The sequence below is a fragment of the Pseudomonas sp. WMBT8 genome (assembly GCF_050916005.1).
Lineage (GTDB): Bacteria > Pseudomonadota > Gammaproteobacteria > Pseudomonadales > Pseudomonadaceae > Aquipseudomonas.
In genome coordinates this window covers 4,129,096-4,151,251 of sequence record NZ_CP188096.1, presented here as the reverse complement: position 1 = coordinate 4,151,251, position 22,156 = coordinate 4,129,096, and the positions used below count along the sequence as shown (strand labels likewise).

At 54.3% G+C, this 22,156-nt stretch carries 20 protein-coding genes; all 20 read left to right on the top strand.

The window, feature by feature from the left end:
- Positions 1–162 precede the first annotated feature (162 nt).
- The 20 genes from serC to ACO77H_RS18565 all read left to right on the top strand — a co-directional run bounded on the left by serC (position 163) and on the right by ACO77H_RS18565 (position 22,125).
- On the top strand, positions 163–1,248 hold the full coding sequence (gene serC, locus ACO77H_RS18660; RefSeq protein WP_169952750.1) for a 3-phosphoserine/phosphohydroxythreonine transaminase: 1,086 nt from the start codon (positions 163–165) through the stop codon (positions 1,246–1,248).
- A complete protein-coding gene (pheA, locus tag ACO77H_RS18655; RefSeq protein WP_025113086.1) occupies positions 1,248–2,342 on the top strand; it encodes a prephenate dehydratase in 1,095 nt (364 codons plus the stop codon). The genes serC and pheA overlap by 1 nt, the downstream gene beginning before the upstream one ends.
- Positions 2,343–2,351: 9 nt before the next feature.
- The gene (gene hisC / locus ACO77H_RS18650; RefSeq protein WP_169952748.1) at positions 2,352–3,464 is read left to right on the top strand and encodes a histidinol-phosphate transaminase; all 1,113 of its coding nucleotides are present in this window, start codon (positions 2,352–2,354) and stop codon (positions 3,462–3,464) included.
- A gap of 28 nt (positions 3,465–3,492) precedes the next feature.
- On the top strand, positions 3,493–5,703 hold the full coding sequence (locus ACO77H_RS18645; protein WP_432755769.1) for a bifunctional prephenate dehydrogenase/3-phosphoshikimate 1-carboxyvinyltransferase: 2,211 nt from the start codon (positions 3,493–3,495) through the stop codon (positions 5,701–5,703).
- Complete coding sequence (cmk, locus tag ACO77H_RS18640) at positions 5,700–6,389, top strand: (d)CMP kinase (RefSeq protein ID WP_032863151.1); 690 nt, start codon at positions 5,700–5,702, stop codon at positions 6,387–6,389. Before ACO77H_RS18645 ends, cmk begins: the two co-directional genes overlap by 4 nt.
- 121 nt (positions 6,390–6,510) lie before the next feature.
- Positions 6,511–8,205, top strand: coding sequence for a 30S ribosomal protein S1 (rpsA, locus tag ACO77H_RS18635; RefSeq protein WP_029298694.1), 1,695 nt, complete (start codon positions 6,511–6,513; stop codon positions 8,203–8,205).
- Positions 8,206–8,534: 329 nt separating this feature from the next.
- Positions 8,535–8,831, top strand: a complete 297-nt coding sequence (gene ihfB, locus ACO77H_RS18630; RefSeq protein WP_169952746.1) for an integration host factor subunit beta — start codon at positions 8,535–8,537, stop codon at positions 8,829–8,831.
- Positions 8,832–8,856: 25 nt separating this feature from the next.
- The gene (locus ACO77H_RS18625) at positions 8,857–9,090 is read left to right on the top strand and encodes a lipopolysaccharide assembly protein LapA domain-containing protein (protein WP_170042780.1); all 234 of its coding nucleotides are present in this window, start codon (positions 8,857–8,859) and stop codon (positions 9,088–9,090) included.
- Positions 9,091–9,458: 368 nt separating this feature from the next.
- Entirely contained in the window at positions 9,459–10,811 is a 1,353-nt protein-coding gene (locus ACO77H_RS18620) for a Wzz/FepE/Etk N-terminal domain-containing protein (protein ID WP_432754423.1), read from the top strand.
- Positions 10,812–11,290: 479 nt separating this feature from the next.
- On the top strand, positions 11,291–12,184 hold the full coding sequence (rfbA, locus tag ACO77H_RS18615) for a glucose-1-phosphate thymidylyltransferase RfbA (RefSeq protein ID WP_170042782.1): 894 nt from the start codon (positions 11,291–11,293) through the stop codon (positions 12,182–12,184).
- A complete protein-coding gene (gene rfbC / locus ACO77H_RS18610; protein WP_170042783.1) occupies positions 12,181–12,747 on the top strand; it encodes a dTDP-4-dehydrorhamnose 3,5-epimerase in 567 nt (188 codons plus the stop codon). Before rfbA ends, rfbC begins: the two co-directional genes overlap by 4 nt.
- On the top strand, positions 12,744–13,148 hold the full coding sequence (locus ACO77H_RS18605; RefSeq protein WP_170042784.1) for a sugar 3,4-ketoisomerase: 405 nt from the start codon (positions 12,744–12,746) through the stop codon (positions 13,146–13,148). The genes rfbC and ACO77H_RS18605 overlap by 4 nt, the downstream gene beginning before the upstream one ends.
- A gap of 107 nt (positions 13,149–13,255) precedes the next feature.
- Complete coding sequence (locus ACO77H_RS18600; RefSeq protein ID WP_170057040.1) at positions 13,256–14,383, top strand: DegT/DnrJ/EryC1/StrS family aminotransferase; 1,128 nt, start codon at positions 13,256–13,258, stop codon at positions 14,381–14,383.
- The gene (locus tag ACO77H_RS18595; protein ID WP_170057041.1) at positions 14,380–15,657 is read left to right on the top strand and encodes an O-antigen translocase; all 1,278 of its coding nucleotides are present in this window, start codon (positions 14,380–14,382) and stop codon (positions 15,655–15,657) included. Before ACO77H_RS18600 ends, ACO77H_RS18595 begins: the two co-directional genes overlap by 4 nt.
- Entirely contained in the window at positions 15,654–17,081 is a 1,428-nt protein-coding gene (locus ACO77H_RS18590) for a group 1 glycosyl transferase (RefSeq protein ID WP_170057042.1), read from the top strand. The genes ACO77H_RS18595 and ACO77H_RS18590 overlap by 4 nt, the downstream gene beginning before the upstream one ends.
- Before the next feature lie 33 nt (positions 17,082–17,114).
- Complete coding sequence (locus ACO77H_RS18585; protein ID WP_432754422.1) at positions 17,115–18,269, top strand: hypothetical protein; 1,155 nt, start codon at positions 17,115–17,117, stop codon at positions 18,267–18,269.
- 1 nt (position 18,270) lies between these two features.
- Positions 18,271–19,176 (top strand): glycosyltransferase family 2 protein, encoded by a 906-nt coding sequence (locus ACO77H_RS18580; RefSeq protein ID WP_432754421.1) that lies wholly within the window; start codon positions 18,271–18,273, stop codon positions 19,174–19,176.
- Positions 19,177–19,241: 65 nt separating this feature from the next.
- Positions 19,242–20,153 (top strand): glycosyltransferase, encoded by a 912-nt coding sequence (locus ACO77H_RS18575; protein WP_170042790.1) that lies wholly within the window; start codon positions 19,242–19,244, stop codon positions 20,151–20,153.
- The gene (locus tag ACO77H_RS18570; protein ID WP_432754420.1) at positions 20,150–21,118 is read left to right on the top strand and encodes a UDP-glucose 4-epimerase family protein; all 969 of its coding nucleotides are present in this window, start codon (positions 20,150–20,152) and stop codon (positions 21,116–21,118) included. The genes ACO77H_RS18575 and ACO77H_RS18570 overlap by 4 nt, the downstream gene beginning before the upstream one ends.
- The gene (locus ACO77H_RS18565; protein WP_432754419.1) at positions 21,115–22,125 is read left to right on the top strand and encodes an MraY family glycosyltransferase; all 1,011 of its coding nucleotides are present in this window, start codon (positions 21,115–21,117) and stop codon (positions 22,123–22,125) included. Before ACO77H_RS18570 ends, ACO77H_RS18565 begins: the two co-directional genes overlap by 4 nt.
- Positions 22,126–22,156 lie beyond the last annotated feature (31 nt).

Below are 22,156 nucleotides of genomic sequence, written 5' to 3'. Positions count from 1 at the left end.
ATACTGCGCATTCCCCTGTGGGAGCGGGCTTGCTCGCGAAGGCGGCGTGTCAGTCAACACATGTGCTGGCTGAGACTCCGCCTTCGCGAGCAAGCCCGCTCCCACATGGGGTTATATGTCGAACACGAATTATGTGACTACCAGATCAGAGCGAGATTGGATGTGAGCAAGAGAGCCTATAACTTCTGTGCTGGTCCCGCGGCACTTCCTGAAGCAGTCCTGCAGCGCGCGCAGGGTGAACTCCTCGACTGGCATGGCAAAGGCCTCTCGGTCATGGAAATGAGCCATCGCAGCGATGAGTTTGTATCCATTGCCACCAAGGCCGAGCAGGATCTGCGTGACCTGCTGGATATCCCGTCGGACTACAAGGTGTTGTTCCTGCAAGGTGGCGCCAGCCAGCAATTTGCCCAATTGCCGCTGAACCTGCTGCCGGAAGATGGCACTGCCGACTATATCGATACCGGTATCTGGTCGCAAAAAGCCATTGAAGAAGCCTCGCGCTACGGCAATATCAATGTGGCCGGTACTGCCAAGCCCTACGATTATTTCGCTATCCCGGGTCAGAACGAGTGGAAGCTATCCAAGGACGCGTCCTACGTTCACTACGTGCAGAACGAAACCATCGGCGGCCTGGAGTTCGACTGGGTGCCTGAAGTCGGTGACGTCCCGTTGGTGTGCGACATGTCCTCGGACATTCTCTCGCGCCCGATGGATGTGTCGCGCTACGGCATGATCTACGCCGGCGCACAGAAGAACATTGGCCCCAGCGGCATCCTGGTCAATATCATCCGTGAAGACCTGCTCGGCCGTGCCCGTTCGGTGTGCCCGACCATGCTCAACTACAAAGTCGCGGCCGACAACGGCTCGATGTACAACACCCCGCCAGCCTTTGCCTGGTACCTGTCGGGCCTGGTGTTCGAGTGGCTCAAAGAGCAGGGCGGCGTGGCTGCCATGGGCAAGCTCAACGAAGAGAAGAAGCGCACCCTGTACGACTTCATCGACGCCAGTGGCCTGTACAGCAACCCGATCAACCTGAGCGACCGCTCGTGGATGAACGTGCCGTTCCGCCTGGCCGATGACCGCCTGGACAAGCCATTTCTGGCCGGCGCCGACGAGCGTGGCCTGCTGAACCTCAAGGGCCACCGTTCGGTAGGCGGCATGCGCGCCTCGATCTACAACGCAGTCGACATCAATGCCATCAAGGCGCTGGTGGCCTACATGGCAGAGTTCGAGAAGGAACACGGCTAATGTCTGAGCAAGAACTCAAGGCCCTGCGTGTGCGCATTGACGCCCTGGACACCAAAGTCCTGGAGCTGATCAGTGAGCGCGCGCGGTGTGCCCAGGAAGTGGCGCGGGTCAAGATGGCCTCGCTGGCTGAAGGCGAAGTGCCGGTGTTCTACCGTCCGGAGCGCGAAGCCCAGGTGCTCAAGCGGGTGATGGAGCGTAACCAGGGGCCGCTGGGCAATGAAGAGATGGCGCGGTTGTTCCGCGAGATCATGTCTTCGTGCCTGGCCCTTGAGCAGCCCTTGAAAGTGGCTTACCTCGGCCCCGAGGGGACCTTCACCCAGGCGGCGGCGATGAAGCATTTCGGCCATGCGGTGATCAGCAAGCCGATGGCAGCCATCGACGAAGTGTTCCGCGAAGTGGCGGCCGGTGCGGTGAATTTTGGCGTGGTGCCGGTGGAAAACTCCACCGAAGGCGCGGTTAACCACACCCTCGACAGCTTCCTTGAGCACGACATGGTGATCTGTGGCGAAGTCGAGCTGCGCATCCACCACCACTTGCTGGTGGGTGAAAACACCAAGACCGACAGCATCAGCCGCATTTACTCCCACGCCCAGTCCCTGGCCCAGTGCCGCAAGTGGCTGGATGCCCATTACCCGAATGTCGAGCGTGTGGCGGTGTCCAGCAACGCCGAAGCGGCCAAGCGGGTCAAGGGTGAGTGGAATTCGGCGGCGATTGCCGGGGATATGGCTGCGGGCCTGTACGGCCTGACGCGCCTGGCCGAGAAAATCGAGGATCGCCCGGATAACTCCACGCGCTTTTTGATGATCGGCAACCAGGAAGTACCGCCGACCGGCGACGACAAGACCTCGATCATTGTCTCCATGAGCAACAAGCCGGGTGCGCTGCATGAACTGCTGGTGCCGTTCCACGACAACGGGATAGACCTGACACGCATCGAGACGCGTCCTTCGCGCAGCGGTAAATGGACCTATGTGTTCTTTATCGACTTCGTCGGTCACCACCGTGATCCGCTGGTCAAGAGTGTGCTGGAGAAAATCAGTCAGGAAGCCGTGGCACTCAAGGTGCTGGGCTCCTACCCGAAAGCGGTTTTGTGAGGCTTTGACATGAGTGGCAACTTCCTCGCCCTGGCACAGCCGGGCGTGCAACAACTGTCGCCTTACGTTCCAGGCAAGCCTGTGGACGAGTTGGCGCGCGAGTTGAATCTGGATCCGGCGAAGATCGTCAAGCTGGCGAGCAATGAAAACCCCCTGGGCCCAAGTCCCAAGGTGCTGGCGGCGATCCGTGAAGAGTTGGCGGAGCTGACCCGTTACCCCGACGGCAACGGCTTTGCCCTCAAGTCCCTGTTGGCCGAGCGCTGCCGGGTCGAGTTGAGCCAGGTCACCCTGGGCAATGGTTCCAACGACATTCTGGAGCTGGTGGCGCGTGCCTACCTGGCGCCTGGCCTGAACGCGGTGTTCAGTGAGCACGCGTTTGCGGTGTATCCGATTGTCACCCAGGCCGTCGGTGCCGAGGCGCGGGTGATTGCGGCCAGGGACTGGGGGCATGACCTACCGGCCATGCTGGCGGCCATCGATGCCCAGACCCGCGTGGTGTTTATCGCCAACCCGAACAACCCGACTGGTACCTGGTTCGGTGCCGATGCGCTGAACGAGTTCCTGCAGGATGTGCCTGGGCACGTGCTGGTGGTGCTGGACGAGGCCTACATCGAATACGCCGAAGGTGGCGACTTGCCCGACGGCCTGGATTTCCTCGCGGCCTATCCGAACCTGCTGGTATCGCGCACTTTCTCCAAGGCCTATGGCCTGGCGTCGCTGCGGGTCGGCTACGGGTTGTCCACGGCGGTTGTCGCCGATGTGCTGAACCGCGTGCGCCAGCCGTTCAACGTCAACAGCCTGGCATTGGCGGCGGCTTGTGCGGCGCTCAAGGATGCCGAGTACCTGGAAGAAGGGCGACGGATCAACGAGAGCGGCATGCAGCAGCTGCAGCAAGGCTTCCGCGAACTGGGCCTGGGCTGGATTGCGTCCAAGGGCAACTTTATTTGCGTGGATCTCGCCCAAGAGGCCGCCCCGGTCTTCCAGGGTTTGCTGCGCGAAGGCGTGATCGTGCGTCCGGTGGCCAATTACGGCATGCCGAACCACTTGCGCATCACCATCGGTTTGCCGGCTGAAAACAGTCGCTTCCTTGAGGCGCTGGCCAAGGTTCTGGCCCGTGGTTGATGTGATTGCAATGCAACCTGTTGTGCCTGTGATCGGCCGTCTGGTGGTGGTCGGTCTTGGATTGATTGGCGGCTCCTTTGCCAAGGGTCTGCGGGAAAGCGGCCTGTGTGGCGAAGTGGTCGGTGTGGATCTGGACCCGCAATCGCGCCAACTGGCGGTTGAGCTGGGCGTGGTGGACCGCTGTGACGCGGACTTGGCTGTTGCCTGCGAGGGCGCCGATGTCATCCAGTTGGCGGTGCCGATCCTGGCCATGGAAAAACTGCTGGCGCTGTTGGCCGGCATGGACCTGGGCCAGGCGATTCTCACGGATGTCGGCAGCGCCAAGGGCAATGTGGTGCGTGCGGCGCGCCAGGCGTTTGGCGGCATGCCGCCGCGCTTCGTGCCAGGGCACCCGATTGCCGGCTCCGAGCAGAGTGGGGTGGAGGCGTCCAATTCCCAGCTGTTCCGTCGACACAAGGTGATCCTCACGCCGCTGGCAGAAACCGACCCGGCAGCCTTGGCCGTGGTGGACCGGTTGTGGCGCGAGCTGGGGGCGGATGTCGAGCATATGCAGGTCGAGCGCCATGACGAAGTGCTGGCGGCGACCAGCCATTTGCCGCATCTGCTGGCCTTTGGCCTGGTCGACTCCCTGGCCAAGCGCAACGAAAACCTGGAGATTTTCCGTTACGCCGCCGGTGGCTTTCGCGATTTCACGCGGATTGCCGGTAGCGACCCGGTGATGTGGCACGACATTTTTCTCGCCAATCGCGAGGCTGTGCTGCGGACCCTGGACACCTTTCGCAGTGACTTGGATGCCTTGCGCGACGCGGTTGATGCGGGGGATGGCCATCAGTTGCTGGGCGTCTTCACCCGTGCGCGGGTAGCGCGCGAGCATTTCAGTAAGATCCTGGCGCGCCGGGCCTATATGGATGCGGCCGCCACCGCTGACGATGTAGTGTTTGTCGCCAGCCCGGGTGGGCAACTGAAGGGCAAGCTCCGGGTGCCGGGGGATAAGTCGATTTCCCATCGCTCGATCATGCTCGGGTCGCTGGCGGACGGGGTTACCGAAGTCGAAGGGTTTCTCGAGGGTGAAGATGCCCTGGCGACCCTGCAGGCATTCCGCGACATGGGCGTGGTGATCGAAGGTCCGCACCATGGTCGGGTGACTATCCATGGCGTTGGCCTGCACGGCTTGAAACCAGCGCCAGGGCCGATTTATCTCGGTAACTCGGGTACTTCCATGCGTCTGTTGTCCGGTTTATTGGCGGCGCAGGGTTTTGACAGTGTCCTGACCGGTGATGCTTCGCTGTCCAAGCGGCCGATGAGTCGCGTGGCCAAACCGTTGCGAGAAATGGGTGCAGTGATAGAGACCGGGCCGGAGGGGCGGCCGCCCCTGACCATTCGTGGCGGGCAAGTGCTCAAGGGTATGAGTTACACGCTGCCGATGGCCAGTGCCCAGGTCAAGTCCAGCCTGTTGCTGGCCGGGCTGTATGCCGAGGGCCGGACAGCAGTGACCGAGCCTGCGCCTACCCGTGACCATACCGAGCGAATGCTGCGCGGTTTTGGCTGTCCGGTGCAGGTCAATGGTGCGACGGCGGCGGTAGAGTCGGGTCATGCATTGGTCGCCACGCGTATCGAGGTGCCGGGTGATATCTCTTCCTCGGCCTTCTTCCTGGTGGCCGCCTCGATCGCCGAGGGTTCCGAGTTGTTGCTGGAGCATGTGGGCGTCAATCCGACCCGCACCGGGGTGATCGATATCCTGCGCCTGATGGGTGCTGATATCGCCCTGGAAAACCCGCGTGAAGTGGGTGGCGAGCCGGTTGCAGACCTGCGTGTACGCGCGGCACCGCTCAAGGGGATCGAGATTCCCGAGGCGCTGGTGCCCTTGGCTATCGACGAGTTCCCGGTGCTGTTTGTCGCCGCCGCCTGTGCCGAAGGGCGCACGGTATTGCGGGGTGCCGAGGAGTTGCGGGTCAAGGAGTCCGACCGTATCCAGGTGATGGCCGACGGTCTGCTGGCGCTGGGTGTGAAGTGTGTGCCGACCCCTGATGGGATTATCATTGATGGTGGCGGCTTGGCTGGTGGCGAGGTGCATGCCCACGGTGATCATCGGATCGCCATGGCGTTCAGCGTCGCGGCCCTGCGTGCCACTGCGCCGATTCGTATCCATGACTGTGCCAACGTAGCTACATCTTTTCCGAATTTTCTTACACTGTCTGCCCAAGTAGGCATGCGTGTAGCCCAAGAGGCTCAATTGTGAATATCAAAGCACCGGTGATTACCATCGACGGCCCAAGCGGCTCTGGCAAAGGCACTGTCGCGGGCCTGCTGGCCAAGCGCCTGGGTTGGTGCCTGCTGGATTCCGGGGCGTTGTATCGCCTGCTGGCTTTCGCTGCGCGTAACCATGGTGTCGACTTGACCAATGAAGAGTCGTTGGTGTTGTTGGCGGCGCACCTTGACGTGCAGTTCGTCGGCGCGACCGAAGGCCACTCGCTGCGCATTATCCTGGAAGGGGATGATGTAACGGATGACCTGCGCAACGAGCAGGTCGGCTCCTGGGCCTCGCAGGTCGCCGCATTGCCGGCGGTGCGCGATGCCTTGCTCCAGCGCCAGCGGGCGTTTCAAGAGCCGCCGGGCCTGGTAGCCGATGGTCGCGACATGGGCACCGTGGTGTTCCCCGAGGCGCCGCTGAAGATTTTCCTGACGGCCAGTGCCGAGGAGCGGGCGCGCCGCCGTTACTTGCAGTTGAAGGGCAAGGTGGATGGTGTTAGTCTGTCGAGTCTGCTAGATGAGATTCGTGCGCGCGATGAGCGCGACACCCAGCGTGCGGTAGCCCCGCTTAAACCGGCGGCTGACGCCATACAGCTGGATTCCACGGAATTGTCCATCGAGCAGGTGTTGGAACGCATCTTGAGTGAAATCGCCCTGCGCGATATCGCCGGATGACTCAGAGGAAGTGCAGGGGACCAGTCCTAGACCTGCGCTTCTTCTCTTATATGAACGTAACCCACACCGTCTGGGGTGTGGCAGATGGGCGTATTCTTCGCCCTTATCAACAGGAATTAAAATGAGCGAAAGCTTTGCGGAACTCTTTGAAGAAAGCCTAAAAACCCTGAACCTTCAGGCTGGCTCCATCATCACCGGTGTTATCGTTGATATCGATTACCAAGCTCGCTGGGTAACCGTTCACGCTGGTCTGAAGTCTGAAGCACTCATCCCGCTTGAGCAGTTCTACAACGACGCTGGCGACCTGACTATCAATGTCGGTGACGAAGTTCACGTTGCTCTGGACTCGGTTGAAGACGGCTTCGGTGAAACCAAGCTCTCCCGTGAAAAAGCCAAGCGCGCTGAATGCTGGATTGTTCTGGAAGCAGCCTTCGCAGCTGAAGAAGTGGTCAAGGGCGTTATCAACGGTAAGGTTAAAGGCGGCTTCACTGTCGACGTTAACGGCATCCGTGCGTTCCTGCCAGGTTCTTTGGTCGACGTTCGTCCAGTGCGCGACACTACGCACCTGGAAGGCAAAGAGCTCGAATTCAAGGTCATCAAGCTCGACCAGAAGCGCAACAACGTTGTCGTTTCCCGTCGCAGCGTCCTGGAAGCAGAGAACTCCGCCGAGCGTGAAGCTCTGCTGGAATCCCTGCAGGAAGGCCAACAAGTCAAAGGTATCGTCAAGAACCTCACCGATTACGGCGCATTCGTCGATCTGGGTGGCGTCGATGGCCTGCTGCACATTACCGACATGGCTTGGAAGCGTATCAAGCATCCTTCCGAAATCGTCAACGTTGGCGACGAGATCGATGTCAAGGTTCTGAAATACGATCGCGAGCGCAACCGTGTTTCCCTGGGCCTGAAGCAACTGGGTGAAGATCCATGGGTTGCTATCAAAGCCCGTTACCCAGAAAGCACTCGCGTTACCGCGCGTGTTACCAACCTGACCGACTATGGCTGCTTCGCAGAGCTGGAAGAAGGCGTGGAAGGCCTGGTACACGTTTCCGAAATGGACTGGACCAACAAGAACATCCACCCTTCGAAAGTCGTACAAGTCGGCGACGAAGTGGAAGTTATGGTTCTGGACATCGACGAAGAGCGTCGTCGTATCTCCCTGGGCATCAAGCAGTGCAAATCTAACCCATGGGAAGATTTCTCTGGCCAGTTCAACAAGGGCGATAAAATCTCCGGCACCATCAAGTCGATCACCGATTTCGGTATCTTCATTGGTCTGGACGGCGGCATCGACGGCCTGGTTCACCTGTCCGACATCTCCTGGAACGAAGTTGGCGAAGAAGCTGTTCGTCGTTTCAAGAAGGGCGACGAGCTGGACACCGTTATCCTGTCGGTTGACCCAGAGCGCGAGCGCATCTCCCTGGGTATCAAGCAACTGGAAAGCGATCCGTTCTCCGAGTACGTTCAAGAGAACGACAAGGGTGCAATCGTTAAAGGCATCGTGAAGGAAGTTGACGCTAAAGGCGCCATCATCACTTTGGGTGACGATATCGAAGCGACTCTGAAAGCCTCCGAAATCAGCCGTGATCGCGTTGAAGATGCGCGTAACGTTCTGAAAGAAGGCCAGGAAGTAGAAGCCAAGATCATCAGCGTTGACCGCAAGAGCCGCGTGATCCAACTCTCCATCAAGTCCAAGGACGAGATCGAAGAGAAAGAAGCAATCCAGAGCCTGCGCGACAAGCCAGCGACCTCTGACATTGCTTCGGGTCCGACCACTCTGGGCGACCTGTTGCGTGCACAAATGGAAAAACAGAACTAAGTTCTGTTAGACCATAGAAAAAGGGCGACCTCGGTCGCCCTTTTTTGTGCCTGGGATTTGGTTTTTTTAGTAGGACAGAGCGGCTGATGTGGTGTGATCGCCCCTGGGGCTGTCTGCGGGAGGTGATCTTGTTATCCAGTCACTTCCAGCGCTTTTTCCGGGAAGCGTCTCCTGCGCTTTCCTGGGCTCGTCCCGCTCTTATCCTTGGTCTGGTGAGTGTCGCCAGAATTTGCGCAAGATAAGTCAAGCCACAGGCTGTTCAAATTCATCTGGTCATGCTAAAACCTTCGGAGCGCTTTTCCTAGCTGCTTGAAAAAGAAGGGAAAAATATGACGAAGTCGGAGTTGATCGAACGAATTGTCACCCATCAAGGGCTGCTCTCATCCAAGGATGTGGAGTTGGCCATCAAGACCATGCTTGAGCAAATGTCCCAGTGCCTGGCCACTGGTGATCGAATCGAGATCCGCGGCTTTGGTAGCTTCTCGCTGCACTACCGCGCCCCGCGCGTGGGTCGCAACCCGAAAACCGGCCAATCCGTCAGCCTCGACGGCAAATTCGTGCCCCATTTCAAGCCGGGCAAGGAATTACGGGATCGAGTGAACGAAGACGAAGACGAAAGCGTCTGAGTTTTTTTGGGGATAGGAGAAGTTTATGCGCGGTGTAAAGCGCGTCGCCCTGGTACTGATTGTGCTGATCGCTGCCTTGGCGATCCTGGCTTTCGTACTGGAAAACCAGCAAGACGTCACCCTGGCGTTTTTGGGGTGGTCTACACCACAACTGCCGGTCTCGGTGTTTGTGACGTTGGCGTTGATTGTCGGGATGTTGGTGGGGCCGTTCTTGAGTCTGCTGATGCGGCGCAAGAGGCACCCTAAACCCGTGTTGTAGGGTCAGTCTGACAGCGGAGACCGTTTGTCGCCTGTATTGCGGGTTCAAGCTATGCAGTGGGGCTTGGCTACTACGACTAGAGTGCGTTAAACGCTTCTCTGTCCTCAGGAAATAGTGGCTTTAGGGCTCCTCTGACGTGTTTTCCCTGAAAACTCTGCAATAAATAGGAATTGCCTTACAGTCATGTCAAGTCTTGCAATGTTATCGCGAGATGGCAAAATGCAACCTGTTCTCGATTCCAGTCATTTTGTGTGTCCAGGGCCTGGCAGCGACGCTGGGCTTTTTGGCCGACCCTTATAAATACAAAAAAACCACAAGATCGTCTGCATAACGAGCCCGCAGTTTCTCTTTGAAGGCAGGTTTTTGTTGTGAGTAGTAGCTTCCGCGCGCCCCCGATTCCTTCGTCCGGCGAGATTGATCTCGTTGTGCTTTTTCAGGCTATCTGGAAGCAGAAAAAGTTAGTTATGGCCGCTACCGCAGGTGCCGGGCTGATTGCTGCTATCTATGCGTTCCTCACGCCTCCTCAGTACGAAGTCAGCAGTGTGCTGCGCCCGGCCGCAATCAATGAGCTGGATGCTTTGAATCGCTCAGAGATTTATACACTTCCTCCTGGTGATGCCCTGGTCAGAGTGGGCGCATCTCTGGAGTCCTACGATACCCGCTTGGGGTTTTTCCGTTCAAACCAGAAGCTGTTCAAGGCCTTTGAGCAGCCTGGCAGGACCTTGGAGCAGAGTTTCGAAGAGTTCAACCGCAACTCTATCGAACTCAGTCTGCCCGACCCCAAAAAAGCCAACTCCCTCAGTGCCTATATCAAGCTTGAGATGAGTTATCCGAAAGGCGTGGATGGCGTCGCCATACTCAATGGCTTCATCGATTACGCGATTGCAACGGAGCGTGAGCAGATTGCGGCGGATCTGGACGTCATCGTAAAAAACCGGTTGAACGAGCTCAAGGGCAAGATTGATGCCGCCCGTTCCAGCTACGAGGTTGATAAAGAGGCGCGGATAGCATCGCTGCGAGAAACGGACAGCCTGCGACGTGCGCAGTTGCAGGATGAACTCAAAGCATTGCGAGCACAGCTGAAGACTGGGCGCACTGACCGAGTGGCGCAGTTGAACGAGGCCATCGGAATCGCCAAGTCCCTGGGAATCAGAAAACCCAGCACGCCTTCCGCTCTGGGTGAGTCAGACCGTAATGGCTCATCAAGTGTGATGCGTACCGAAATAAACAATCAGCAAATCCCTCTGTACTTCATGGGCGTCGAGGCGCTCGAGGCTGAACGCACTGCGTTGATGCAGCGTAAGTCCGATGATTTTACTGAGGGTCGTATCGCGCAGATTGCCAGGGAGCTTCAATTGCTCCAGTCAAACCGCGAGATTGAAGTGCTGAATCGTCGTGAAAACGAGGATCTATTCCTGGCCGGTGTTCAGCCGGTGCGCGCCGAAGTGGCTCGATTGCGTAACTTAAGCATTGATATGAGCCGGCTGAAGCTGGTCACTATCGATAAGCAGGCGCTGGAACCTTTGCGCCCGGTCAAGCCTCAGAAGGCCTTGATTATCCTGCTTGGCCTGGTCTTGGGTGGCTTTGTCGGGGCCTTCATTGCGGTAGTTCGTCATCTCGTCAAAACCCGCCAGCCTCAGCCCCAGTCGGTAATGTTGTCCGTGCAACCGGGCTCACCGACCATGGTGGGTAGCGATACAGGTTTGAACAGGCCGCAATAGGTATCAGCGCAATCTGCACTGTGCTCCCCGGCCAGTGCGAGATTTGATTTCATTTGGAAACTAGCTCGCAACTTGTTGTCTATAGCGCACCGGATAAGGGTTTCTCGGCTTCAGGTCTTGTGTGAGGCCTGAAGCCGGCCGGTGTGACTGGCGTTTGTGGGTCGGTCTTCCTGCTTGTCGGGTTATTTCATGTAAAAAAACGGCGGCGACCTGCGGCGGATGGCTCATAATCACGCAAGTCGATCAACCTGGCCTGGGCGGTTATTTCCCGGCGTAGACAGTTGTATGCGTTGCGCAGGAGGCTGGAGCAGGTGAGGGCTCTGCCCAGAAAAGATTAAATTTTCATATTGGCGATTTTGGATTGCCGGCCGCAGGCATTGAAATTGTGGCTCAATACCGAGAAGCTACGCGCTATTTTTCACCCGTCAACCTGCGTGTTGGCCTGGTGTAATGCAGATATTTAAGGAAGTTCTAAAGATATGACGGACATCAAACGCAAAGGCATCATCCTCGCTGGCGGCTCCGGGACGCGCTTGCACCCGCTGACCCTGGGTGTATCCAAGCAAATGTTGCCTATTTTCGACAAGCCGATGATTTTTTATCCGTTGTCGGTGTTGATGCTGGCTGGCATGCGCGAAATCTTGATCATCTCTACCCCTGAAGATCTGCCTTGCTTTAAAAAGCTCCTGGGAGACGGCAGCCAGTACGGCATCCAGCTCAGCTATGCAGAGCAACCCAGTCCGGACGGTTTGGCCCAGGCCTTCCTGATTGGCGAGGAGTTTATTGGTGACGATCCTTGCTGCCTGATCCTTGGCGACAATATTTTCTACGGTCAGCACTTTTCCGATAACTTGCGCTCCGCCATGTCCCAGGCATCAGGTGCGACAGTCTTTGGTTATCACGTATCAGATCCTGAGCGTTTTGGTGTTGTTGAGTTCGATGCCACTGGTCGAGCATTGAGCATCGAAGAAAAACCGGCGAAACCGAAGTCCAACTACGCAGTTACAGGCTTGTACTTCTACGACAATCGAGTGGTGGACATTGCCAAGAGCATCAAGCCGTCGCCGCGTGGTGAGCTTGAAATCACTGACGTCAACCGCGCCTATCTGGATGACAAGTCATTAACCGTCGAGATGCTGGGCCGTGGTTTTGCCTGGTTGGACACAGGTACTCATGAGTCGCTCCTGGAAGCGAGTCATTTCGTCCATACCATTGAGCACCGCCAGGGGTTGAAAGTCGCCTGCCTTGAAGAAATTGCATTCCATAAAGGTTGGATCACCCCAGAGCAACTGGGTGCTCAGGCGGAAAAACTGAAAAAGACAGGCTATGGCCAGTACTTGCAGAAACTTCTGGAAGAGGCCTCAAAGGCATGAAACTGATTCAGACTGCTATTCCTGACGTTGTAATCATTGAGCCAAAAATTTTTGGCGATGATCGCGGCTGGTTTATGGAAAGCTTTAACGAAGAGCGGTTTCATACAGCACTTAAAGAGCTTGAGTTGCCTATTCCGCGAGCATTTGTCCAGGACAATCATTCCTGCTCGGCAAAGGGCGTTCTAAGGGGGCTGCACTTCCAGCGCGCACCGCATGCCCAAGGCAAGCTGGTGCGTGTGGTACGCGGTGCCGCTTTTGATGTGGCAGTGGATATTCGGCCTGAGTCCAGCACTTACCTGCAATGGGTCGGCGTGGAGCTAAACACCCAAAACAACTTGATGCTATGGATTCCTGAGGGTTTTGCCCACGGTTTTGTTGCTTTGGAAGATGACACGCACTTTTTGTATAAAACGACAGATTATTACGATAAAGACTCTGAAGGGGCGCTGCACTGGAGTGACGCAAGGCTTGGGATAAATTGGCCTGCTACCGGCGGCTTTAACGTTAGTGATAAAGATGACAAGGCTCCGACATCCGATAGCCTCTCGGAGAAGCAAGCATGAGTTTGATCAAATTTCTGGACATCACCTCCAAAGGTGATGAGCGGGGCCAACTGGTTGCGCTGGAGTATGAAAATGATATTCCGTTTGAAATTAAACGTGTTTATTACCTCACTGAAACAAAAGAGGGTGTTCCAAGAGGGTTTCACGCGCACAAGGAACTGATGCAGGTAGCGGTGTGCGTGTCTGGGCGCTGCCTGATGAAACTTGATGACGGCGTGAACAAAGAGGAGGTTTGGCTGGATGCTCCTGACAAGGCTATTGTGATCGACCGTATGATCTGGCGAGAAATGCATCACTTCAGTCCAGACTGCGTACTGCTGGTGTTGGCAAGTGCCGTTTATGACGAGCGTGACTATATAAGGGATTATTCGGTGTTCAAGGGCTTGGCTCATCAATCCTGAAATATAGAGAAAACGCCGATTTTCTGTTGAGAACGACCGGCTAATTAATAAGATAGTTGAAGCGGACCCTGTCTCTGGCTCTGTCAAAGTAAACGAGTGCTTGGTAAATGATAAAGTTTCTTGATTTGAAGGCTGTAAATGACCTTTGTCGCGATGAGTTGGTAGCCGCCTGCACGCGTGTGGTTGATTCCGGTTGGTACATCGGTGGGAAAGAGCTCCAAACATTCGAGCATGAGTTTGCCCAATATTGCGGTGCTCAGCACTGTATTGGCGTTGCCAACGGACTGGACGCTCTGGTATTGGTCATTCGTGCTTGGAAAGAGCTGGGCCGCCTCAATGACGGAGATGAGGTTCTCGTTCCCTCCAATACCTACATCGCCAGTATCCTGGCCATTTCGGAAAACGGATTGGTTCCTGTATTGGTTGAGCCTGATCCGAAGACTTTTAATATTTGCCCGGAGAATGCAAAAGCTGCGATCACACCAAAAACCAGGATGATTCTACCGGTTCACCTTTATGGCAGATTGGCTGATATGCCAAGAATCATGGACCTAGCTCGTACCCATGACTTACTGGTTCTGGAAGACTCGGCGCAAGCGCATGGCGCGATGGTCGATGGGAAGAAGGCCGGTAGCTGGGGGCACGCTTCCGGATTCAGCTTCTATCCTGGAAAAAATCTCGGTGCATTGGGTGATGCCGGAGCTGTTACGACCAACGATGAAGTCTTAGCCAAGACTGTTCGTGCGCTGGGGAACTATGGTTCCCATGAAAAATATAAAAACGTCTATCGCGGCGTGAATAGCCGGCTTGATGAAATGCAGGCCGCATGTTTGTCAGTAAAGTTAAAGCACTTGGACAAGCAAACCACTTATCGTCGCGAGATCGCTGAACTATATAGCACATCGATCACCAACCCTGCGATCACGTTACCCGTAGATGCTGTATTCAAAGCATCAACTAACGAATGCCATGTATGGCATGTCTACACCGTACTCTGTGCTCAGCGGGATAGTCTTCAAGCCCACCTTTTGGCCAAAGGCATCCAGACGCTTATCCATTATCCGATCCCGCCTCATCTCCAGCAGGCGTATGCTGAACTGAAGGGTCAAGAGCTCCCGGTCTCGACACAGATACATGAGCAGATTCTGAGCTTGCCATTAGGGCCTACGCTGTCTGTAGAGGAGGCCCGCGTTGTAATAGAAGCCTGCAATAGCTTTAGACCGGATGCTGTATGAATCTTGTTCGGACCAGCCTGTTAAATGGCATTGCAGTTGCCATTAAAATGCTTACCTTGCTGGGTCTTAATAAAGTGCTGGCGATCTATGTCGGGCCTGCAGGATATGCCGCGATAGGGCAGTTTCAGAATGCGTTGCAGGTAATCACGATATTTACGGGTGGCGCGATTACCAATGGCGTAGTCAAATACACTGCGGAATATCATGAGCAGCCTGAGCAGCAGATAAAGTTATGGCGAACGGCAGGGTTTGTAGCGATTCTGGGAAGTCTGGTCGTTGCATTACTTGTCGCTTTATTTAATAAAGAGCTTGCCTCGCTATTTCTGAAGGATACCGCCCTGGGCGGTGTTTTTCTTTGGTTTTCCGCGGTCGTTGTATTTTTCTCGTTGAACATATTGTTGTTAGCGATATTGAACGGTCGAAAGGAAATCGTACTATATATCGTGGCTAACATCGCTGGTAGTTTCTTGTCATTTGGTGTGACGTTTTACTTGGCAACCAGTTTTGGTCTGTATGGAGCGCTGGTAGCGCTGGTAGTTTATCAATCTATCAGTTTTGTCGTAACATTATTGTTATGCCTGCGAACGCATTGGTTTAAGCTTTCCTTCCTGTTCGGGCGCCCGGATAAGCAGATTGCGAAAAAGTTATTCGCTTTTTTCTTGATGGCAGTTGTTTCTGCTGCATGTGCGCCGTTGGCCCAGATGCTGGTCAGGAATCATATAGGAACAGTTTACGGGTGGGAGATGGCTGGCTATTGGGAGGCTATGTGGCGTTTGAGCGCGGCGTATCTTCTATTGGTTACGACAACATTGAGCGTCTATTACCTACCCAAGCTTTCTGAGTTAAAAACGGCAACTGAAGTAAAAACAGAAATTCTACAGGGTTATAAACTGATTTTCCCTGTTGCCCTGTTAGCAGCCGCTGCAATGTACGTGCTTCGGGACTTTGTCGTAGCTTTGCTCTTTACCGCCGATTTCTACCCGGTCAGGATGTTTTTTGCCGGGCAAGTAGTGGGCGACTGCCTCAAAATATTTAGCTGGATAATGGCGTATGTCATGCTCAGTCGGGCTATGGTCAAGGTCTTTATCACTACTGAAATCATATTTTGTGTTTCCTTGTATTTACTGACCATGGCGTTCACGCAATGGTGGGGGGTCGAAGCTGCTACTTGGGCTTATGCGGTAAATTATGCGGTTTACAGTCTGGTTATGTATGTTTTTGTGTATCTAAGGCTTGATGATTATTTTCATAAGAAGCTGGAACATCACGCTTGAAAAAACTACTTAAGGATTTTGAAATTGCCATTTGCGAGACGGCTGACCTGAATCAGGCGCTCGCACTGGCGTGTGCCTACGGCAACCTTCTCTGGTTTGCGGATGTAGGGATTCACGATGCGCCGCTTATCGAAGCGGACCTCATTGAGCGCTGTCTTTCGATGGCGGATACAGGTTCTGTGGCGGCGCTAAATGAGTGTGGGGAGGTTTTGCATGTTGTGAGCGAGCCCTTCATGACCGGTGGGCATACGAGGTTGATGGAAAAGCTTGCCTCCATGCATGCCGAACCTGCCGATCTGTTGATCTCACGCCAGGCTGCACCAGATGCCAAGGCCCAGGTTTGTAGATTTTTTGATAAAACCAGAGTCGTTAGTGCTTCGTGTCCTGTCGATGCGCTGGCGGAGATGGTTGGTCTATTGTCGGGCTATAAAAAGGCCGTCCTGCATATCCATCCTGACGATATCCTGGTAGTCATCGCGTGTGGAGTAGCAAAACGCCTTTCCGGGCTTGAAGTGTTTTTTGTCAATCATGCGGACCACGTTTTCTCCTATGGGAGTTCGGTCGCGGACTATTACTTTGAGCTCAGCGGCCACGGCCGCCGTTTTGATTTAACGAAGTGTATTCAGGGGCGTAAGAGCTTCCTGGGTATCCCGCTGAACATGCCACGTGCGCAGATGGCTGGTGATTTCAAACCAACCACGCAGGCTGCGTTGCTTTTCATTTCTGCAGGCTCAGATATCAAGTACAAGCCCCGCAAAGGCTTTAGTATTTTCAAGTTAGTAGCACGTATTCTTGATGATTACCCCGCTTCCACATTCATGGTTATTGGTAGTAACGTTAAAAAAGCGTTCTGGTGGTGGCCATTAAAACTTCGATATGGCTCCAGGCTGAGTATCAGGGCACACCTTGATTTTCAGGAGTACAGTAAGTTGGTCGCTAAGGCGGACTTTTACGTTGATAGCCACCCTCTGCCAGGCGGGACTGCTTTCGCAGAGCAATTCGTCAAAGGGCAGCGGTGTGTCGGGCTGATCTCCCCGGTCCAGGGCTACTCCCCGGCGGACAGGCTCAAGCGAGCCGATATCAACGCTGTTATGGAATCTATAGCAGACTACAGATTCGACAAGGAAACTTTTTTTGCTATTGAGAAAGTTAATGCGTACGACTCGGTAAAGGAGCGCTATCTGAAGTGCCTGTACGATGGGCAGCTTTGCGCGAACCCACTGGATTCAGACGGTAATTGGGCAGGAGATACTGCTTTTTTTGAGGAGCAAAAAGGCTCTTTAAACGTGGATATCGCCTTGGATACTTTTTTATTGCTGTCCAGACTTGAGCGGAAACTGGCATGCCGCTTGTTCGCTGCGCTATCTATGGGGAAAAAATTAAAGCTGTTGGCGAAGATGATCTTGGCGAGGAAGTTTCGATGAATATTGTTTTCGTTGATCGAGCGTGGGTTTTCAATGACTAGTCGGATTGTAAGTTGGCTTTTGTTCTTTTATTGTCTGTCAACCGTGCTGGTGCCGATCTTTGTACTGAATAAATTGTTTTTCATACCGCTTTTTTTGATGGCGGTTTATGTTTTGTTGACTCGGCCACTGAGAACGATTGCGCCGATTATTGTGGTTTCGATTTTTTTATATGGTTTTCTTCTCGGGTTGGTAGGTGACACAGACACCGATTTTTCCCGGCAAATGCTATTGGGCGCGGTGTCGCTTTTTCTGATCTATTCCATCGCTGAATTCAGGGTGGATATGGGGTCAATTGTCAAATCTGTAGGTGCTATCTTCGCGCTTATCATGTGTATGTTTTCTTTTATATTGATGGTCGAGCCAGGGTCATTTCTGGCGGTGACACTGCTCGATTTTTATAATGCTAACGAGCTTGGATATTACGGTCTACGTAATTTTGGCGGGTTGGATATGTTTATGCTACATCATCGTTCTTCGCCGTTTCTATTACTACCGCTGTCGCTATTTTTTCTTGACTTTCTGCAAGTTAAACGTTTTTGGTCATTGTTTTTCGTGGCTGTTATTTTAACGGCTATTATCTGGTCCGCCTCTAGGGGGTTGATCGTAATGGCCGCGGTTTCCATGTTGGTGCTGTATTTCTACAACAAGAATTGGTCTGCACGACTGTTGATGCTATGTGTCCTGGTGCCGGTAATTATACTGGGCGTGGGCTACTTGTTGACAGAAACCAGTATGTTTAGCTCGGATGAGCAGTCAAATAACATAAAAATTGGTCATATTATATCATTTTTGAATTTGGCGGATTGGAAGATGCTGATCTTCGGTAATGGTTTGGGGTCATACTATTATACCGAAGGATATGGTGAGCTGGCTGCTCAAACTGAAATTACCTGGATGGACTCTGTTAGATATGTCGGGCTTCCGTTGTCGCTATTGTTGTTTAGTATATTGCTTTTTCCTAATCGAAAGTACGTCGCGAGTGTGCAAGTTTCTTCCAGTCGCTTAATAATATTCATGTACCTGTTGATGTCATTAAGCAATCCCGTTCTTTTCAATTCCTTCGGGTTCTTAGTGATATTGTGGTACTGGTCTGTCGTGATAAAAAATCAAGAACCTTCGGCGTTGCATGCCGAGGTCAGGAGGTAAGTTGAATACTGTTGCAGCAATAGTCGTCGGTTATAATCCCGATATTAAGATACTTGATGAACTGCTGACGTCCCTGGCAGCTCAGGTTGAGTTTCTGGTGTTGGTCGATAACGGCGGGAGCGAATCGTTTCTGGCGCAGGAGCCTGAAGTGCGTGCGCGGGTTAACTATGTCTCGCTCAATGGCAACCAGGGGTTGGGCACCGCGCTCAATACTGGCTTTGCCATGGCGATTGAAGCGGGTATGCAATACGTCGTGACGTTCGACCAGGACAGTCATGCTGAACCCGATCTGATTGCGCGGTTGTATCAGGCGATGATGAGCGCCAAGGCAAAGGACGCCAGTTGTATTGCTGTTAGCCCGGCGTTTTTTGACCGTCGTGATGGAAAGAAAATCAATTTCCCTTTTTACAGTTCAATCGACGGCGCAATCAAGCCGATTTTCAGCTCTGATGATGAGCACGGCTTGGTAAAAGCGGATGCGCTCATTACCTCGGGGATGTTCATCAGCACTCGGGCGTGGATCGAAGGTATTCGCTATGACGAAGGTATGTTCGTCGACTTTACGGATACGGAGTGGTGCTTTCGGGTCCGTGACCAGGGTTATACGTTGTATGGTTGCTTGAATGTGGAAATGGGCCATGCATTGTCTGATGCTCCTCCCGTCAAGATTTTTGGCTTGAGTTTTTTTAGATACTCCCCCGTGCGCCGTTATTTTTTCTTTCGTAATACCGTCGCTGTTTGCCGTATGCGCCATACGCCGACCTGTTGGAAAAAACGTCTGCTGTCTGCATTGGTACTGCGTTTTTTCGTTAATCTGCTGATTGACGACAATAAGCTCAAATCGCTGAGAATGATGATTCGCGGCGTAAGCCATGGCTGGCGGAAAAAGTTGGGCGGGGTGCGTTGAATGCTATTTTCAGGACGTAATTTTTCAAGGATTGTTTTTGGATCAAGTACTGAGGGTGGATTCTGATGCAGCCACGTATTCTGGTTCTGCTCGCTGCCTACAACGGTATGCGTTGGATGGCCGAACAAGTTGACTCGATCTTGGGGCAAGTGGGTGTATCCGTCTCGATTCTGATCAGTGTGGACAGCTCCAACGACGGTACCGAAGAATGGGTCGATCAACTGTGCCAGAGAGACTCAAGGGTCAAATCCCTGGCCCACGGTGAAAAATTTGGTGGTGCGGCACGAAACTTTTTCCGCCTGGTCAATGAAGCACCCACTGAAGACTTTGATTATTTTTCATTCGCCGACCAGGACGATATCTGGCTGCCAGACAAACTTGTCAGCGCCACGCAGCACATGAACGATACAGGGGCTGACGGCTACTCCGGCAATGTAACGGCATTCTGGCCTGATGGTCGTGAGTCGACCATTGTCAAATCGCAGCCTCAGGTTGCGTACGATCATTTGTTCGAGGCTGCCGGCCCTGGGTGCACTTACGTCTTTTCCCAGCGTCTGTTTGTTGAGCTTCAACAGCATATCAACAGTCGTTTTGTACAAGTACAGGGTGTGACGCTGCATGATTGGTATTGTTATGCCTATAGCCGTTCACACGGATTCAAGTGGGTGATCGATAGCCGGCCTTATATGCGCTATCGCCAGCATGGTGGTAACCAGGTCGGGGTGAATAGCGGCTCAAAGGCGTTCAAGAAACGCCTTTCCCAAGTGCTAGATGGTTGGTGGCTGAATCAGGCTGCACTGATCGCCGGCATGGTCGGTATGGCTGACGAACCTTTTGTCCGGCGCTGGATCGGGCTGGGGCGCCTGGACCTGCTGCGCTTGGCGACCAGTGCCGCGAAGTGCCGCAGACGCCCACGGGATAAGTTGGTATTCGCTGGTTTGTGTCTGGTGTTGGCGGTTTTGAGGCAAAAGAAATGAAAACCCAGTTATTGGTCACCGGCAGCAGCGGTTTTGTCGGCAGTCATCTGATTCAAAAATTGCAGGGGAGCACTGATTATCAGGTGCGTGCCCTTGTCCGTCGTTTGCCGGATGCTTCTGCTTCTGATGTCGAGTACGTCGTACTTGCCGATTTCTCGGCTGTGTCACCAGAGCACCCAGCTTTGCAGGGCGTAGATGTTGTTGTTCATCTCGCTTCACGCGTTCACGTCATGAACGACACCGAAACGGATCCTCTTGCGGCGTTTCGGCGGGTCAATGTCGGGCATACCCTTGCGTTGGCCCGTAGCGCAGCGTCCGCAGGAGCCAGGCGCTTTGTGTTCGTCAGTTCGGTGAAAGTCAACGGCGAGCAAACCGCCCCGGGCCGACCTTTTCGCGAAACAGACCCGTCGGCGCCCGTTGATCCTTATGGTGTTTCCAAGATGGAGGCGGAGGAGGCGTTGAAAGCTCTTGCGCTTGAGACCGGGCTTGAAGTGGTGATAATCCGACCGGTACTTGTGTATGGACCGGGAGTCAAAGCCAACTTTGAAAGCATGATGAAATGGCTCGTGAAGCGCGTTCCTCTGCCATTTGGTGCCATACGCAACCAAAGAAGCCTCGTTGCGCTGGACAATCTCGTGAGCCTGATCTTGACCTGTACGACTCACCCGGCTGCGTCCAATGAGACCTTCTTGGCGAGCGACGGGGATGACGTGTCGACTAGTGCGCTGCTACGTAAACTTGCAAAAGCCCTGGGCGCCCCAGCCAGGTTGATACCGGTTCCACAGTGGGTACTGGTCTGGGGGGCGACTTTGTTAGGCAAAAAAGCGCTGTCCCAACGTCTTTGCGGCTCGCTGCAAGTCGATGTCACCAAGGCGCGCCAGGTGTTGGGTTGGCAGCCGCCACTTACACTCGAGCAAGGTCTTGCTGTTACTGCGCAACACTATGTCAGCGAGCGAACTGAATGAAGTACTGGTACATCTTTCCCATTGTCGCCTTGGTTTCCCTGGCGCTAACGGCGCTCTTGCGTCAATACGCGTTGCGCCGCAGCATCATTGATATTCCCAATGCCCGCAGTTCGCACACGGTCCCCACCCCTCGCGGTGGGGGAGTGGCGATTGTACTGACGTTTGCCTTTGCACTCGTGTTGCTGGCGGGTGCCCAGTTGATAACGGTTGCTGAGAGTGCTGCTCTGCTAGGTGCAGGGTTGTTGATCGCAATCATCGGCTTTATGGACGATCATGGTCATATCGCCGCTCGTTGGCGCTTGTTGGGGCATTTTGCCGCCGCGATCTGGATGTTGTCCTGGATGCAGGGACTACCGGCAATTTCAGCTTTTGGCGTTACGTTCGATCTTGGTTGGGTAGGCCATGTCCTGGCCGTGTTTTACCTGGTCTGGATGCTGAATCTCTACAACTTCATGGACGGTATTGACGGTCTTGCCAGTCTGCAGGCTATCTGTGCCTGTCTTGCGCTGACGCTGATTTACTTTTTGAGCGGGCAGCCGTCGATGATGTGGGCACCCTTGTTGTTGAGTGTGTCTGTGGCTGGCTTCCTGTATTGGAATTTCCCGCCGGCCCGTATTTTCATGGGCGACGCAGGTAGTGGGTTTCTGGGGATCATTCTGGGAGGTCTTTCTGTTCAGGCTGCCTGGGCCGGCAGTGAGTTTTTCTTCGCTTGGCTGATCATGCTGGGTGTCTTTATCGTGGATGCGACCTTTACTCTCATCCGACGGCTTGCCCGGGGCGATAAAGTCTATGAGGCCCATCGCAGCCATGCCTACCAATTTGCCAGCCGCCAATATGGCCGCCATCTGCCCGTCACACTTGCGGTTGCCTTTATCAATGTAGTTTGGCTGTTGCCGTTGGCATTGGCGGTGGCGCTTTTTGGGCTGGATGCAGGGGTGGGGACAGTTATTGCGTATCTTCCCCTAGTATTCCTGGCTGTCAAATATAGTGCAGGGCAGAGAGAGTAGCGCCGCTGGCGTGAAGTGGGGCAAGTGAATC

Coding starts and splice junctions, on each gene's coding strand:
- pheA (WP_025113086.1), top strand. CDS start 1,248: ATGTCTGAGCAAGAACTCAAGGCCCTGCGTGTGCGCATTGACGCCCTG.
- hisC (WP_169952748.1), top strand. CDS start 2,352: ATGAGTGGCAACTTCCTCGCCCTGGCACAGCCGGGCGTGCAACAACTG.
- rpsA (WP_029298694.1), top strand. CDS start 6,511: ATGAGCGAAAGCTTTGCGGAACTCTTTGAAGAAAGCCTAAAAACCCTG.
- ihfB (WP_169952746.1), top strand. CDS start 8,535: ATGACGAAGTCGGAGTTGATCGAACGAATTGTCACCCATCAAGGGCTG.
- ACO77H_RS18625 (WP_170042780.1), top strand. CDS start 8,857: ATGCGCGGTGTAAAGCGCGTCGCCCTGGTACTGATTGTGCTGATCGCT.
- rfbA (WP_170042782.1), top strand. CDS start 11,291: ATGACGGACATCAAACGCAAAGGCATCATCCTCGCTGGCGGCTCCGGG.
- rfbC (WP_170042783.1), top strand. CDS start 12,181: ATGAAACTGATTCAGACTGCTATTCCTGACGTTGTAATCATTGAGCCA.
- ACO77H_RS18605 (WP_170042784.1), top strand. CDS start 12,744: ATGAGTTTGATCAAATTTCTGGACATCACCTCCAAAGGTGATGAGCGG.
- ACO77H_RS18600 (WP_170057040.1), top strand. CDS start 13,256: ATGATAAAGTTTCTTGATTTGAAGGCTGTAAATGACCTTTGTCGCGAT.
- ACO77H_RS18595 (WP_170057041.1), top strand. CDS start 14,380: ATGAATCTTGTTCGGACCAGCCTGTTAAATGGCATTGCAGTTGCCATT.
- ACO77H_RS18585 (WP_432754422.1), top strand. CDS start 17,115: ATGACTAGTCGGATTGTAAGTTGGCTTTTGTTCTTTTATTGTCTGTCA.
- ACO77H_RS18575 (WP_170042790.1), top strand. CDS start 19,242: ATGCAGCCACGTATTCTGGTTCTGCTCGCTGCCTACAACGGTATGCGT.
- ACO77H_RS18570 (WP_432754420.1), top strand. CDS start 20,150: ATGAAAACCCAGTTATTGGTCACCGGCAGCAGCGGTTTTGTCGGCAGT.
- ACO77H_RS18565 (WP_432754419.1), top strand. CDS start 21,115: ATGAAGTACTGGTACATCTTTCCCATTGTCGCCTTGGTTTCCCTGGCG.